The sequence below is a fragment of the Streptomyces sp. NPDC088785 genome (genome assembly GCF_044750685.1).
GTDB lineage: Bacteria > Actinomycetota > Actinomycetes > Streptomycetales > Streptomycetaceae > Streptomyces.
In genome coordinates this window covers 15,730-29,554 of record NZ_JBIVKH010000007.1, presented here as the reverse complement: position 1 = coordinate 29,554, position 13,825 = coordinate 15,730, and the positions used below count along the sequence as shown (strand labels likewise).

Sequence of the window (13,825 nt, the reverse complement as noted above, 5' to 3'; positions counted from 1 at the left end):
GAGCCGCACCGAGAACTTCAGGAGCACACCGTGACCGACGCACACACCGCAGGGCCCTTCATCGCCGCGATCGACCAGGGCACCACCTCCAGCCGCTGCATCGTCTTCGACCGCGACGGACGCATCGTCTCCGTCGACCAGAAGGAGCACGAGCAGATCTTCCCCAAGCCGGGCTGGGTCGAGCACGACGCGAACGAGATCTGGGCGAACGTCCAGGAGGTCGTCGCCGGCGCCGTCGACAAGGCCGGCATCACCCGCGACGACATCAAGGCCATCGGCATCACCAACCAGCGCGAGACGACGCTGCTCTGGGACAAGAACACCGGTGAGCCCGTCCACAACGCCATCGTCTGGCAGGACACCCGCACCGACGCCCTCTGCCGCGAGCTGGGCCGCAACGTCGGACAGGACCGCTTCCGCCGCGAGACCGGCCTGCCGCTGGCCTCCTACTTCGCCGGCCCCAAGGCCCGCTGGCTGCTCGACAACGTCGAGGGGCTGCGCGAGCGCGCCGAGCGCGGCGACATCCTCTTCGGCACCATGGACAGCTGGGTCATCTGGAACCTGACCGGCGGGGTCGACGGCGGCAGGCACGTCACCGACGTCACCAACGCCTCGCGCACCATGCTGATGAACCTGCACCGGCTGGAGTGGGACGACAAGATCTGCTCCTCCATCGGCGTGCCGATGGAGATGCTGCCCGAGATCCGCTCCTCCGCCGAGGTCTACGGCGAGGTCACCGGCGGCCGGCTCGGCGACGTGCTCGGCGGGATCCCCGTCGCGTCGGCGCTCGGCGACCAGCAGGCGGCCCTGTTCGGCCAGACCTGTTTCGCCGAGGGCGAGGCCAAGTCCACGTACGGCACCGGCACCTTCATGCTGATCAACACCGGTGACAAGGCCATCAACTCCTACTCGGGCCTGCTGACCACGGTCGGCTACCAGATCGGCGACCAGAAGCCGGTCTACGCCCTGGAGGGGTCCATCGCCGTCACCGGTTCGCTGGTGCAGTGGATGCGCGACCAGATGGGCCTGATCAAGTCGGCCGCCGAGATCGAGACGCTGGCCTCCTCGGTGGAGGACAACGGCGGCGCCTACTTCGTGCCCGCCTTCTCCGGCCTGTTCGCCCCGTACTGGCGCCCCGACGCGCGTGGCGTGATCACCGGCCTGACCCGGTACGTCACCAAGGCGCACATCGCGCGCGCCGTCCTGGAGGCCACGGCCTGGCAGACCCGCGAGATCAGCGACGCCATGACGAAGGACTCCGGCGTCGAGCTGACCGCGCTGAAGGTCGACGGCGGCATGACCTCCAACAACCTGCTGATGCAGACCCTCTCCGACGTCCTGGACGCGCCCGTGGTGCGCCCGATGGTCGCCGAGACGACCTGCCTCGGCGCCGCCTACGCCGCCGGTCTCGCCGTCGGCTTCTGGTCCAGCACCGACGACCTGCGTGCCAACTGGCGCCGGGCCGCCGAGTGGACCCCCCGCATGGACGCGGACACCCGCGACCGTGAGTACAAGAACTGGCTCAAGGCCGTGCAGCGGTCCATGAGCTGGCTCGAGGACGAGGAGTAAGACCCCACCATGACTACCCAGCCCACCCTGAAGACCGTGCCTGCCCTCGGAACGCACCCCGTCGCCGGCTCCAACCCGAGCCGCGCCGAGACCCGCGAGCAGCTTTCCAAGGCGACGTACGACCTCCTGGTCATCGGCGGCGGCATCCTGGGCATCTCCACCGCCTGGCATGCGGCGCAGTCCGGTCTCAGGGTGGCCCTGGTCGACGCCGGCGACTTCGCCGGCGCCACCTCCTCCGCCTCCTCGAAGCTGCTCCACGGCGGCCTGCGCTACCTCCAGACCGGCGCGGTCAAGCTCGTCGCGGAGAACCACTTCGAGCGGCGCGCGGTGTCGCGCAACGTGGCCCCGCACCTGGCCAACCCGCTCACCTTCTACCTGCCGGTGTACAAGGGCGGCCCGCACGGCGCCGCGAAGCTGGGCGCGGGCGTCTTCGCGTACAGCGCGCTGTCCGCGTTCGGCGACGGCGTCGGGCACCTGCTCTCCCCCGCCAAGGCCCAGCAGGACGTGCCGGAGCTGCGGACCGAGAACCTGAAGGCCGTGGCCGTGTACGGCGACGACCAGATGAACGACGCGCGGATGGCCCTGATGACCGTGCGGGCGGCCGTCGACGCGGGCGCAGTGGTCCTCAACCACGCCGAGGTCACCGGGCTGCGGTTCACCGGGGGCCGGGTCACCGGCGCCGAGCTGAAGGACCGCCTCGACGGCGAGGAGTTCGGCGTGAGCGCCCGGCTCGTGCTGAACGCGACCGGCCCGTGGGTCGACCACCTGCGCAGGCTGGAGGACCCGGCCGCGGCGCCGTCCATCCGGCTCTCCAAGGGCGCGCACCTGGTCATGAAGCGGTCGTCGCCGTGGAAGGCCGCGCTCGCCACCCCCATCGACAAGTACCGCATCACCTTCGCCCTCCCCTGGGAGGACATGCTGCTGCTCGGCACCACCGACGAGGAGTACGAGGGCGACCCGGCGGACGTCTCGGTCACCGAGAAGGACATCGAGCAGATCCTCGACGAGGCCGCGTTCTCCGTGCGCGACCAGCAGCTCGAGCGGGAGCTGATGACGTACGCGTTCGCCGGTCTGCGGGTGCTTCCCGGCGGTCCCGGCGACACCTCGAAGGCCAAGCGCGAGACGGTCGTCACCGAGGGCAGGGGCGGCATGCTGTCCGTCGCGGGCGGCAAGTGGACGACGTTCCGGCACATCGGCCGTACGGTCATGAAGAAGCTGGAGTCGCTGCCCGGCCACCCGCTCGGCGACGACTTCGAGCCGATCGACGAGCTGCCGAAGCGGATGCCGCTGCCGGGCGTCGCCAACCCGCGCGCCGTCGCGCACCGCCTCCTGGTCGACAGCCCGGCGCCCGGCCCGCGGATGGCCGCCGACACCGCCAAGCACCTGGCGACGCACTACGGTTCGCTCGCCTTCGACATCGCCCGCCTCGCGAACGAGAACCCGGAGCTGGCCGCGCGCGTCCACCCGGACGCCCCGGAGATCTGGGCGCAGGTCGCCTACGCGCGGGACCACGAGTGGGCCGAGACGGCGGACGACGTGCTGCGCCGCCGGACGACGCTGACGATCCGCGGGCTCGCGACCGACGAGATCCGCGGCAAGGTGGAGGACCTGCTCGGCAAGAAGTGACGCCGGGCCGAGGCCACGCCGAGGGGCGGCTCCCACGGGGGGAGCCGCCCCTCGGCGCTGCCATGCCGCGTACACACGTGCGCAATGTGCGGGGGTGAGAGTGAGGGCATGAAGTTCCAGGTCCTCTCCATCATCGGGCACGCCCCGCACCCGCTCACCGGCGAACTCCCGTCCGCCGCCGACCGGTTGGCGCAGGTCGTCGACGTCGGCGCGGCGGCCGAGGAGCTGGGCTACGACGCGTACGCGGTCGGCGAGCGGCACGCGGGGGCGTTCCTGTCGTCGAGCCCGACGGTCGTGCTCGGCGCGCTCGCGGCGCGCACCACGCGGATCAGGCTGCTGACCGGGGTGACGGTCGTCGCGATCCTCGACCCCGTGCGGGTCGCGGAGGACTACGCGACGCTCGACCAGCTCTCGCGCGGACGCGTCGAGCTGGTCGTCGGCAAGGGCGCCGAGGCCGGCCACTTCGATCTGTTCGGGCTCGACGAGGCCCGCCAGTGGGACCTCCAGAAGGAGAAGTACGAGCTGCTGCGCCGGCTGTGGACCGAGGAGGGCGTCGACTGGGAGGGCGAGTTCCGGCCCGCCCTGAAGGGCGTGACGACGGTGCCGCGGCCGTACGCGGGGCCGCCCCGGATCTGGCACGGCTCGGCGACCTCCCTCAACTCCCCCGAGCTGGCGGCCAAGCACGGCGATCCGCTGTTCACGGCGAACGCGATCCAGCCGCGGGCCGCGTACGCGAAGCTGATCGACCACTACCGGGAGCGGTTCGAGGCGTACGGGCACGACCCGGCCGACGCGCACGTGGCGGCGGGCTCGGGCGGGCTGCTCATCGCGGACACCCACGAACAGGCGGTGGCCCGCCACCGGGACCTGTACGAGGCGAAGGTCGCGCAGACCTTCAAGCCGCACCTGGCCGGGAAGGCGGGCTACAACACGCCGTTCCGGACCATCGAGGACGCCATCGCGGACGGACCGCAGCTCATCGGCTCGCCGCAGCAGATCATCGACAAGATCCTCGGCTACCACGAGGTGTACCGGCACGACCTCCAGTCCGTCACGGTCGACGGGTTCGGGCAGGGCACCGACGAACAGATCGAGACGTTGCAGCGGTTCGCCGAGGAGATCGCGCCCGTCGTGCGGGCCGAGGCCCCCAGCACCCTGTGGGAGTGAGCGCGCACCGCCCGCACCACCGGGCCACGCGCCCCCGGGTGTCCCCCGTACGCCCATAATGGTCGGGGACATCGGAGGACGCGGCTCTCCGGGGGACGAGCGGAGGGGGCTGCCATGGCCGTCACGGACGAGGCCATCGAGAAGATCAAGGGCATGATCGTCTCGGGTGCGCTGCGCCCCGGCGACCGGCTCCCCAAGGAGAGCGAACTCGCCGCGGAGCTGGGGCTCTCGCGCAACTCGCTGCGCGAGGCGGTGCGCGCCCTGTCCCTCATCCGCATCCTGGACGTCCGGCAGGGCGACGGCACCTACGTCACCAGCCTGGACCCGCAGGTGCTCCTGGAGGCGCTGAGCTTCGTCGTCGACTTCCACCGCGACGACACGGTCCTGGAGTTCCTGGCCGTGCGCCGCATCCTGGAACCGGCCGCCACCGCGATGGCGGCGGCCGTCATCGACGGCGACCAGCTGGACCGGCTCACCGCCCAGCTGGACGCGCTGGGGCCCGAGCCGTCCGTGGAGGAACTGGTCGCGGCGGACCTGGAGTTCCACCGCGCGATCGTGCGGGCCTGCGGCAACACGGTCCTGTGTTCCCTCCTCGACGGCCTGTCCGGGCCGACCACCCGGGCCCGCGTCTGGCGCGGCCTCACCCAGGAGGACGCGGTCGGGCGCACCCTGCGCGAGCACCGGGCCATCCTGGCGGCGCTGCGCGACGGCGATCCGGAGGCGGCCCGCTCCTGGGCGACCGTGCACATCGCGAGCGTCGAGCAGTGGCTGCGCGCCTCCCTGTGAGAAACCCCGACATTCAGGTGGAGTGCACTCCCGTGCCGCGGGGCAGTGTTCCGGGCAGCCTCCGGGTTTCGGGGGACTGCGGAGGGCCCGCGCGGACGCCGTAAGGTGGGCAGGTACGCGAGGGCACGTCGGAAGGAGGCGCTGGGTGATCGAGCTCGAGGGGGTTCCCGAGCTGGTCGACCCGGTCATGGTGGCCGCGTTCGAGGGCTGGAACGATGCGGGCGACGCCGCCTCCGCCGCGGTCGCGCACCTCGACACGGAGTGGAAGGGCGAGGTCTTCGCCGCGCTGGACGCCGAGGACTACTACGACTTCCAGGTCAACCGGCCGACGGTCTTCCTGGACGGCGGCGTGCGCAAGATCACCTGGCCGACGACCCGGCTGTCCGTGGTGCGCGTCGGCGGCGAGAAGCCGCGTGACCTGGTCCTGGTCCGCGGCATCGAGCCGTCGATGCGCTGGCGCTCGTTCTGCAACGAGCTGCTGGGGTTCGCGCACGAGCTGGGCGTGGAGCTGGTGGTGATCCTGGGCGCGCTGCTCGGCGACACCCCGCACACCCGGCCGGTGCCGGTCAGCGGCGTCACCTCCGACCCGGATCTCGCCACGCGCATGGAGCTGGAGGAGACCAAGTACGAGGGCCCGACGGGCATCGTGGGGATCCTCCAGGAGGCGTGCACGCACGCGGGCGTCCCGGCCGTGTCGCTGTGGGCGGCGGTCCCGCACTACGTGTCGCAGCCGCCGAACCCGAAGGCGACGCTGGCGCTGCTCAACCGCCTGGAGGACCTGATCGACCTGCGCATCCCGCTGGGCGAGCTGGCCGAGGACGCGCGCGCCTGGCAGCTGGGCGTGGACCAGCTGGCGGCGGAGGACAGCGAGGTCGCCGAGTACGTGCAGTCGCTGGAGGAGGCGCGGGACACCGCGGAGCTGCCGGAGGCGTCGGGCGAGGCGATCGCCCGCGAGTTCGAGCGGTATCTGCGGCGGCGCGATCCGGGCGCACCGCCCGGCGCCGGCGGCCGTGCCACGGACGGCGGTGACGGTTCGTCGTACCTGCGGGACAACCCGGGCGGCAAGGGCCGGCCGCCGAAGCCGCCGCGCCCCGACGCCGAGGACGGCGACGAGTAGACCGCGGCCCCACGACCGTGACAGCGCCCCCGGCGCCGGGTGACCCGGCGCCGGGGGCGCTGTCGTCGGGCTCGGGCCGGGGTCAGCTCCCGCCCGCGCAGGTGAACGCGGCGGCGGCCCAGTCCCCGTGGTCGCCGCTCTTGGACCCGTTGGTGTCGGTCACCTTCAGGCGCAGGTGCCGGGCGCCGGTGACGTCCACGTCGACGGGGACGGTGGCGGAGGCGCCGGTGACCTCGGGCGAGGTCCACAGCACCTTCCCGTCGGCCTCGACGGAGAAGGCGACCCCGCCGTATCCGTCGATCTCGTCGTCGATCCCGACGTCCGCGGTCAGGCGGGTGCACCGCCCGCCGAGATAGACCTCGATGTCGGAGTCGGCGTGCGCGCCGATGCCCTTGTCGTACGTCTTCCCGGCGAGGGTGAGGGGGTGGCCGTCGGTGGCGCCGGACTCGCCGTTGCTGCGGTCGCGTTCGGCGGGCCCGTAGCCGTTGGCCGACGACAGCCACTCCAGGTCGCTCGCCCAGGCGTGCCCGGCGGGCGGCTTCGGCAGCACGGAGACCGCGAAGCGGCCCTGCGTGGTGTGCTGTCGGCCCGCGGCGCGGTGGCGGGCGGTGGCGGTGAGGGTCTGTTCGCCGTGCCGCGCGTCGGCGCCGGGGGTGACGGCGATGTCGACGCGCCGGGTGGTCCCGGCCGGGATCCGGGGGACGGTGACGGGCCGGCCCGCGGTCCATCCGTCGGGTGCGTCGACGCGCACGGCGACGTCGGTGGCGTCCCGCTCGCCCGCGGTGACGTCGACGGCGACGGTGCCGGTGACGCCCGCGCCCAGTTCCTGGGCCGGCGCGGCGGACACGCCCGCCTCGGCGCCCGGCACGGCGCCGCCCACGGCGGCGGTGTCGCGCAGGTCCAGGGTGAAGGCCCGCGCGGTGGACCGGGTCCCGGTCTTCACCAGGACGACTCCGCCCCGGTCGCCTGCGTCGTAGAACCAGCCGCGCCCGGCCCTGTCGAACGCGCTCTTGGAGGCGGCGCGGGCCAGCTTCGTGCCGTCGAGGTCGATCCGGCTGGGCGCGTCCCCGGTGTGCACGGTGAAGGAGTAGGGCCGGGCGGTCTGCTTGCCCCGGTAGTCGCCCTCGCTCGCGCCGATCCGCACCCGCACGTCGCCGGGTCCGGAGCGGGGCGCGGTGACGGTGGCGCGCTGGGTGGCGTGGGCGCCGTCGCGGTGGTCGCGGGTGACGCCGTCGTCCTCGTACAGCTCGAAGGACGAACTGCCCTGCGGGTACACGTCCCAGGCGAGCTGGGAGTCCTTGTCCCGGTCGGTGTAGGAGCGGATCCCCGGCCACATCGGGACGGCGGCGCCACCCTTCACGAACAGCGGCAGGGTGTCGAGCGGCGCGCTGTAGCCGTCGATCGTGGTCGGGCCCCGGTAGACGCGCCCGGTCCAGTAGTCGGTCCAGGTGCCGCGGGGCAGGTAGATGCCGTCGCGCCGGGTCGAGTCCTGGTAGACGGGGGCGACGAGGAAGTCCTCGCCGGTCAGGAACTCGTACTTGGCGGCGTCGGTGGCGGCCTTCGGGTCGTCCGGGTACTCCAGCGCGAGCGGCCGCACGGCCCCCACCCCGGTCTTCGTGGCCTGGTAGGCGTACGAGTAGAGGTAGGGCAGCAGCGACTCGTGCAGCTTCAGGTACTTGCGGTTGACGGCCGTGTACGGCTCGCCCTGCCGGAACGGCTGCTTGTCGCTGGCCGCCCAGCCGTCCATGGTCATGGTGACGGGCAGCAGGGACTTCCATTGCAGGTCGCGTACGTACGTCTTGGGGCTGCCGCCGAAGATGCCGTCCACGTCACCGGTGGTGTAGGCGAGCCCGGACAGGGTGGCGCCCGCGTAGGTGGGGATCTGCCAGCGGATGTAGTCCCAGGAGCCGGACTGGTCGCCGGACCACTGCACGCCGCAGCGCTGGGCGCCGGACCAGCTCTCGGGGGCCCAGGTGAAGCCGCGGGCGTCGGAGTTGTCCTCGATCCCCCGGTAGGCGCCCTTGCAGCCGTCGAGGGCCTTCTTGTAGCCGTCGCCGACCCAGGCGACGTCGAGTTTGGCGACGCGCTGGCCGGCCTTGACCTGGTCGGCGATCCGGTCGATGCCGTCCTCGGTCCACAGGCCGAGCTGCGCCTTGTCCGCCCGGAGCCCCTCGGCGGTCTCGGCCAGGTCCTCGTACCCGCAGCCGTAGCCGTCGTTGACGAGCATCCAGCCGAGCGGCATGTCCTGCTCGACGTACGTCCGCGAGATGTCGAGGGCGTCGAGGGTGTGCCGTTCGCCGCGGTTGGCGTTGTGCAGATAGCAGTCGGCGTCGCCCACTTCGAGCCCGTAGACCGGCGGCAGGAACGGCTTGCCGGTCAGTCGCGTGTACTGGCCGATGACGTCCTTGGCGCTGTCGCGGCCGCTGCCCGCGAAGTAGTAGGCGTCGAAGCGCCGTTCGGCGGCGGCCGCGGTGACGGGCGCGCCGAAGCCGTAGGTGTTGGGCGCGTAGGTGTTGCGGAAGACGCCGTACCCGGCCGAGGAGAGGTAGAAGGGGACGGAGTTGGGGTGTCCGCCGTCGTCCCAGTCGTAGGAGACCTCGGCCTTCGCGGTCTGGCCGCGCAGGCTGGTGTTGCCGCGGCCGTTCTGCATGCCGACGCCGTAGAACTGCTCGTCGGCGCCGCGGTCGAGGCGCTGGGTGGTGGTGTCGGCGCTCCAGCTGATGGGCGCGTTCTCGGACCACAGTGCGGTGCCGTCGTTGCGGAACAGGGCGAAGCGCAGGGGGGACTTGTAGGCGCGCAGGGTGACCGCGCTGCTGCTCAGCTCGTAGCGGTCGCCGCGGTCCTTCCAGCGGGTGGCGGGCGGCGCGCCCTGCGGCAGGACGATGTCGTCGCCCGCGGGGTCGGTGAAGGTGCCGTCCGGGGCGACCTCGATCCGGAAGCTCTCGGTGGACACGAAGCTGACCCGGGCCCGCGCCGGGCCGGCGTCGAAGGTGTAGCGGGCCGCGGCCGGGTGGAACCCGGTGACGTCGCCGAGGGCCCCGGGGGCTTCGGCGGCGACGGCCGGCCGGCCGGGTCCGGCGAGGGCGGCCGCGAGCCCGATCAGGGCCACGGCGACGAGGGATCTGAGGCGTCCAGAACGCCCGAGCGTGCTCGATGCTGTTCGCATGCCCATGGTTTAGCGCATAAACGAGCATGACGCTAGGGCGCGGAAAAGCCCCACCGGTGCGCGGGAGCGGGGGCCGGGAGCGCTTCCCCTGGTCGGCGGGGGACGGGGCCGGGCCCCGTCGGCCGTCGACGGCGCCGCCCGTGATCAGGGCCTCGGCGTCGGGCCGGCGGCGCGGACGCGGCAGACCCGGCGACTGTCGCAAAGAGGGCGGACCGGGGTCAGCGGGCGCCCCGGATGCCGGGCCCGGCGGCGCTCAACCGATGCCGGGCCCGACGGTCACGGAGCGATCGACCACCTCGAAGATCGACGACCGTTCCGCGAGGGGTTCTCAGAGCGCGACCCCGAGCAGGGCGTCGACGGCGCGCGAGACGACACCCGGCGCGCCCTCGTCGGAGCCGCCCTCGGTGTCCTGTCGCCCGGCCCACCGGTCGACGGCGGCGAGCGCGGCGGGCGCGTCGAGGTCGTCGGCGAGGGCCGCCCGGATCTCCTCGACCAGCGCCTGCGCGGGCGGGCCGTCGGGCCGCGACACCGCGGCGCGCCAGCGGCCGAGCCGGGCCACGGCGTCGGCGAGCACCTGGTCGGTCCACTCCCAGTCGGAGCGGTAGTGGTGCGCGAGCAGCGCGAGCCGGATGGCGGCCGGGTCGACCCCGTCGTGCCGCAGCCGCGACACGAAGACGAGGTTGCCCTTGGACTTGGACATCTTCTCGCCGTCGAGCCCGACCATCCCGGCGTGCACGTACGCTTTGGCCATCGGGAACTCGCCGGTCAGCGCCTGCGCGTGCGAGGCGCCCATCTCGTGGTGCGGGAAGGCCAGGTCGGAGCCGCCGCCCTGCACGTCGAAGCCCATGCCGAGGTGGTCGAGGGCGATGGCGACGCACTCGATGTGCCAGCCGGGACGCCCCTGTCCCAGGGAACCGCCGTCCCAGCTCGGCTCGCCCTCGCGGGCGGCCATCCAGAGCATCGGGTCGAGCGGGTTCTTCTTGCCCGCGCGGTCCGGGTCGCCCCCGCGCTCGGCGGAGAGCAGCCGCATCGCGGCGGCGTCCAGGTTCGAGACGGACCCGAAGTGCGGGTCGGCCTCGACGGAGAAGTAGATGTCGCCGTCGAGCTCGTAGGCGGCGCCGGCGTCCCGCAGCCGCTCGACGAGCGGCACGATGCCGGGTATCGCCTCGACGGCGCCGATGTAGTGCCGCGGCGGCAGCATCCGCAGCGCGGTCATGTCCTCGCGGAACAGGGCGGTCTCGCGCTCGGCGAGGCCCTCCCAGTCGACGCCGTCGCGCACGGCCCGTTCCAGCAGCGGGTCGTCGACGTCCGTCACGTTCTGGACATAGTGAACCTGCCGCTTGGTGTCGAGCCACACGCGCTGCACGAGGTCGAACGCGTTGTAGGTCGCCGCGTGACCCATATGGGTCGCGTCGTACGGCGTGATGCCGCAGACGTAGATACGGGCGACGGGACCGGGGTCCAGGGTGACGAGCCCCTCGGTCGCGGTGTCGTGGATCCTCAGGTCGCGGCCCTTGCCAGGCAGGACGGGGACCTCAGAAGCGGGCCAGGCATGCATGACATGAGCGTAACCGGACGGTGCTTCCGGATACGAACCGGACCAGGTCCGATGGCCGACGAGGCCCTCTTGCGCCGCCCCGCGGAATGCGCCGCACGGCCGCCCGGGCGCCGCTACTCCACCAGAGTGGCCCGAATGCCGTCCGAGAGCCCGAAGTGGCGCAGGCCGTGCAGCAGGTAGGCGCGCAGGGTGCACACGAAGTACGTCCAGCCCTGCGTCTGCCCGACCGCGCGGGCCGCGCCCTCGCTCCCGGGCCCCGTCGGCCGCTCCGTGATGGTGAGGGCGGTGACCCCGGGCCCGGTCTCGCGCAGCTCGACGGCGACCCGCCCGCCCGGCCAGGTCCACGAGACGAGCCGATCGGTCTCGATCTCGCCCACCTCGACGTCGAACGCGACGTCCGCGTGGGGGAAGCTCCAGGTCACGGTGGTGCCGGGCACCATCGGCGCGGAGGTGCGCTCGACGAAGAAGCCCGACAGGCCCTCGACCGTGACGATGGCCTCGAAGACGTCCTTCGCCGGACGCGCGATGCGGTCCTCGACGATCAGCTGGGTCATGTGGTCGACCGTAGCGCGGGCCCGCGCCCACCGCCCCGGGGAGGGACGGGACCGCCGGCCGGGGGCCGCCTCAGATGGGCGGCCACGGGATCGCCGGCCACTCGCCGCTCGGCTCCCGATGCCGGCCGGACGCCAGCAGCGCGGCCACCCGCTCCCGTACGGCGGCCAGCTCGGCCCGGGTGATCAGCGCGGCCAGCCGGTCCGCGAGCGGCTCGCCCTCGGCCAGCCGGCCGCGCAGCGCCGCCAGCGCCCCGGCCGCCTCCTCGGTCAGCGGCTCGCCGGCCCAGCCCCACAGCAGGGTGCGCAGCTTGTCCTCGGTGTTGAAGGTGACGCCGTGGTCGATGCCGTACAGCCGGTCCCCGTCGACGAGCAGGTGGCCGCCCTTGCGGTCGCCGTTGTTGATCACCGCGTCGAGCACCGCGAGCCGCCGCAGCCGGGCGTCGTCGGCGTGCACGAGGAGCGCGGTGCGGCCCTCGCCGACCTCGGCGAGGCCGACGGCCCGCCAGCCCTCGCCCGGCTCCTCGGCGTCCACGAGCGCGAGCAGCCGGCTGTCGTCGGCCGGTTCGTCGGGGGTGTCGATCCACAGCTGGCACATGCCCTCGCCGTAGGGCCCGTCGCGCAGCACGGTCGGCGGGACCAGTCCCCAGCCGAGCGCCTCGGAGACCTCGAAGGCGGCCACCTCGCGCTGCGCGAGCGTGCCGTCGGGGAAGTCCCACAGGGGCCGCTCCCCGCGCACGGGCTTGTAGACGCAGGCCGCCTCCCGGTCCCCCTCGGTGACCCGGCACAGCAGGACGGCGTTCGACGCGTCCCTGATCTGCCCCTCGACGTGCAGCTCCCCGCGGGTGAGGAGGTCCAGGGCGTCGCGGCCGCTCACGCGTCGCGCCGGTACCCGTTCTGGCGCGGGCATACGTGTCCCTCCGGGTCGAGCGGCAGACTGCACAGCGGGCACGGCGGCCGGCCCGCGTTGACGACCTCCAGGGCCCGCTTGGCGAAGGCGCGCGCCTGGTTGCCGGTGAGGCGGACGCGGAGCATCGGCGGGCCGTTCTCCTCGTCCTGGAGAAGCCTTTCCTCGGCCTCCGCCAGATCCTCGTCGGACTCGGCGTCCATCTCGACGAGCGCCTGCGCCTCGACGATCATGCGCTGCTCGTCGCCGTCCCAGGCCAGGGCCATGGTGCCGACGCGGAACTCCTCCTCGACGGGGGCGTCGAGCGGGGCCGTGTCGGCGATCTCGGTGGGTGCCATGGCGGGCACCGGCGCGTTCCCGCCGGTGCGCCGCACCACCTCGTCGAGCAGCTCGTCCATGCGCTCGGCGAGCGCGGCCACCTGGGTCTTCTCCAGCGCCACGCTGGTGACCCGGGCTCCTTCGGAGGCTTGCAGGAAGAAGGTGCGGCGCCCGGGGAGCCCGACCGTACCGGCCACGAAACGCTCCGGGGGGTCGTAGAGGAACACCTGACGGGACACGTCCTGTCTCCATGGTCTGAGGATCGACGGGGGCGGGCCCGGCCGGGCGGCCGGATCCGAGTGTGCTTACGGCTGCTTCACCCTACTGCGGCGGACGATCACGGTGCGCCGGCGCCGCCGCCGACGGGCGCGTCCGGGCCCTGCGGCTGCTCGCGCGGGGCGAGCGGTGCGAGGTCGCCGGTGTCGCCGAGGCGGACGAGAAACGGGCGCAGCCGGGTGTAACGGATCGCGGTGATGGAACACGGTTCCACAGAGATCCGCTGAAAGAGGTCCAGATGCAGTCCGAGAGCGTCCGCCACGAGCGACTTGATGATGTCGCCGTGCGAACACATGACGTACACGGCGTCGGGTCCGTGGTCGCGCTCCACGCGCGCGTTCCACTCCCGCACCGCCTCCGCCGCCCGGTGCTGCATCTGGCGCATGGACTCGCCGCCGGGGAAGGCGGCGGCCGTCGGGTGCTGCTGGACGACCTGCATGAGCGGTTCGTCGGCGAGTTCGGCGAGCTTGCGGCCCGACCAGTCGCCGTAGTCGCACTCCCCGATCCGGTCGTCGGTGTGCGCGGTCAGGCCGGGCCGGGCCGCGAGCAGCGGGGCGACGGTCTCCCGGCAGCGCTGGAGGGGGCTGCTGACGATCTCCGCGAGCGGCAGGTCCGCCAGCCGCCCGGGCAGGCCGGCGGCCTGGGCGGCGCCCCGCTCGTCGAGGGCCACGCCGGGCGTCCACCCGGCGAGCAGACCGGCGGTGTTGGCGGTGGAACGTCCGTGGCGGACGAGGATCAGCGTGGGCATGCCCGCCAGCCTAGAGGCACGCGAAGGTGCAGCAGG

11 protein-coding genes are annotated in these 13,825 nt (G+C 73.1%); 5 read left to right on the top strand and 6 right to left on the bottom strand.

Going from position 1 to position 13,825, the window contains the following annotated elements:
• The first annotated feature begins 30 nt into the window (after nucleotides 1-30).
• From glpK to ACIP5K_RS20545, 5 genes are all read left to right on the top strand, one after another.
• The gene (gene glpK / locus ACIP5K_RS20565; protein ID WP_401411419.1) at nucleotides 31-1,569 is read left to right on the top strand and encodes a glycerol kinase GlpK; all 1,539 of its coding nucleotides are present in this window, start codon (nucleotides 31-33) and stop codon (nucleotides 1,567-1,569) included.
• A 9-nt stretch (nucleotides 1,570-1,578) separates the two neighbouring features.
• A complete protein-coding gene (locus ACIP5K_RS20560) occupies nucleotides 1,579-3,195 on the top strand; it encodes an FAD-dependent oxidoreductase (protein WP_401411417.1) in 1,617 nt (538 codons plus the stop codon).
• A 108-nt stretch (nucleotides 3,196-3,303) separates the two neighbouring features.
• Nucleotides 3,304-4,362, top strand: coding sequence for an LLM class flavin-dependent oxidoreductase (locus tag ACIP5K_RS20555; RefSeq protein ID WP_401411416.1), 1,059 nt, complete (start codon nucleotides 3,304-3,306; stop codon nucleotides 4,360-4,362).
• Nucleotides 4,363-4,476: 114 nt separating this feature from the next.
• Nucleotides 4,477-5,148, top strand: coding sequence for a FadR/GntR family transcriptional regulator (locus tag ACIP5K_RS20550; RefSeq protein WP_401411415.1), 672 nt, complete (start codon nucleotides 4,477-4,479; stop codon nucleotides 5,146-5,148).
• Nucleotides 5,149-5,293: 145 nt separating this feature from the next.
• Nucleotides 5,294-6,265, top strand: a complete 972-nt coding sequence (locus tag ACIP5K_RS20545; RefSeq protein ID WP_401411413.1) for a PAC2 family protein — start codon at nucleotides 5,294-5,296, stop codon at nucleotides 6,263-6,265.
• 82 nt (nucleotides 6,266-6,347) lie between these two features.
• Here ACIP5K_RS20545 and ACIP5K_RS20540 read toward each other — a convergent pair whose 3' ends face one another.
• From ACIP5K_RS20540 to ACIP5K_RS20515, 6 genes are all read right to left on the bottom strand, one after another.
• On the bottom strand, nucleotides 6,348-9,431 hold the full coding sequence (locus ACIP5K_RS20540) for an NPCBM/NEW2 domain-containing protein (RefSeq protein ID WP_401411411.1): 3,084 nt from the start codon (nucleotides 9,429-9,431) through the stop codon (nucleotides 6,348-6,350).
• Nucleotides 9,432-9,759: 328 nt separating this feature from the next.
• Nucleotides 9,760-10,989, bottom strand: a complete 1,230-nt coding sequence (gene mshC, locus ACIP5K_RS20535) for a cysteine--1-D-myo-inosityl 2-amino-2-deoxy-alpha-D-glucopyranoside ligase (protein ID WP_401411410.1) — start codon at nucleotides 10,987-10,989, stop codon at nucleotides 9,760-9,762.
• A gap of 113 nt (nucleotides 10,990-11,102) precedes the next feature.
• Nucleotides 11,103-11,543: an SRPBCC domain-containing protein gene (locus tag ACIP5K_RS20530; RefSeq protein ID WP_401411408.1), complete on the bottom strand. Its 441-nt coding sequence runs from the start codon at nucleotides 11,541-11,543 to the stop codon at nucleotides 11,103-11,105.
• 70 nt (nucleotides 11,544-11,613) lie between these two features.
• Nucleotides 11,614-12,450, bottom strand: a complete 837-nt coding sequence (locus ACIP5K_RS20525) for an SCO1664 family protein (protein WP_401411406.1) — start codon at nucleotides 12,448-12,450, stop codon at nucleotides 11,614-11,616.
• Nucleotides 12,414-13,004 (bottom strand): DUF3090 domain-containing protein, encoded by a 591-nt coding sequence (locus tag ACIP5K_RS20520; protein WP_401411405.1) that lies wholly within the window; start codon nucleotides 13,002-13,004, stop codon nucleotides 12,414-12,416. The genes ACIP5K_RS20525 and ACIP5K_RS20520 overlap by 37 nt, the downstream gene beginning before the upstream one ends.
• Before the next feature lie 98 nt (nucleotides 13,005-13,102).
• Nucleotides 13,103-13,789 (bottom strand): histidine phosphatase family protein, encoded by a 687-nt coding sequence (locus ACIP5K_RS20515; protein WP_401411404.1) that lies wholly within the window; start codon nucleotides 13,787-13,789, stop codon nucleotides 13,103-13,105.
• Between the last annotated feature and the right edge of the window lie 36 nt (nucleotides 13,790-13,825).